Origin of the sequence: Dendronalium phyllosphericum CENA369, from assembly GCF_016056275.1 — a bacterium.
GTDB classification, from domain to species: Bacteria; Cyanobacteriota; Cyanobacteriia; order Cyanobacteriales; family Nostocaceae; genus Dendronalium; species Dendronalium phyllosphericum.
Genome location: NZ_JAECZA010000193.1, coordinates 319 through 1405, shown reverse-complemented (window position 1 = coordinate 1405; position 1087 = coordinate 319). Strand labels below are relative to the sequence as shown.

General features: G+C 42.6%; 2 protein-coding genes. Both read left to right on the top strand.

What is annotated here, in order from left to right; genetic code table 11:
• Window positions 1-802: serine--tRNA ligase (gene serS, locus I8752_RS22205; RefSeq protein ID WP_214434440.1), on the top strand; the 802-nt coding region annotated here is incomplete at its 5' end.
• An 85-nt stretch (window positions 803-887) separates the two neighbouring features.
• A partial coding sequence (locus I8752_RS22200) for a hypothetical protein (RefSeq protein WP_214434439.1) occupies window positions 888-1087 on the top strand: 200 nt, incomplete at its 3' end.

Genomic DNA, 1087 nt, shown 5'->3' with positions numbered 1-1087 from the left:
CGGCTCTGGCTGGCCGGCTTATCGCGGAATGGGAGCGAGATTGGAATGGGCTCTTTTAAGCTACATGATCGATGTGCAAGTCAGAAACGGGTTTGAATTTTGGCTTCCCCCTCTGATGGTCAAACCTCACATCATGTTTGGTTCAGGACAAATTCCAAAATTTACTGGTCAGTTTTATGAACTTGATGACCCTGAGCATCCGCTTTATCTTGTCCCCACTTCAGAAGTTGTTTTAAACGGCTTTCATTACGATGAAATCATTCCTGAAGAATCCCTTCCCATCAAATATGCCGCCTATACTCCTTGTTTTCGCAGGGAAGCGGGAGCTGCGGGAAAGCAAGAGCGCGGCCTTATTCGCATGCACCAGTTTAACAAAGTAGAAATGTTTTGTTTTACAAAGCCTGAAGAAAGTCCTGCCATGATGAATCATATGCTTGACGTTACAGAAGAAATTTTACAAGGGCTTGGGCTCCACTATCGTTTTTCTCTTCTTGTCACAGGCGATATGTCTTTTGCAGCCGCTAAAACAGTGGATGTAGAGGTGTACCTCCCTGGCCAAAATAGATACTATGAAGTCTCTTCTGTGTCTAACTGCACCGATTATCAAGCAAGGCGTTCCCAAACGAGGTACAAAGGAAAGCAAGGGAAAGCTGAACTCGTCCACACCTTAAATGGATCTGGACTTGCCACTTCTCGTCTTTTTGTCGCTCTCCTTGAAAACAACCAAAGAGAAGATGGATCGATTCATCTCCCCTCTGTGTTACAAGAAAAACTTGGCGTAACATCGCTTACGCCCTACTAGATTCTACGTCCATAAAGTGATTAGATAAATTTTCAATTTTTCTAATTTCTTTTTGGACAATTCTTAGATCGTTTATACTTGGGACATGACAAGTTATTCTCATTTTGAAAATAAAGATGCTCTGACACATGTCACAGAAAAAAAAGAAGAAAACCGACTTCTATTTTCTGAAGCGCATGGAAAAGAGCTCCCTGGAGTTCTCTCTCTTGTTGCAGACAACGCAAGAGACACGGCTGTCCTTTTGTTGTTTTTGTCACTGATTGCTCCAAGTTTAAGTGTTGTCTT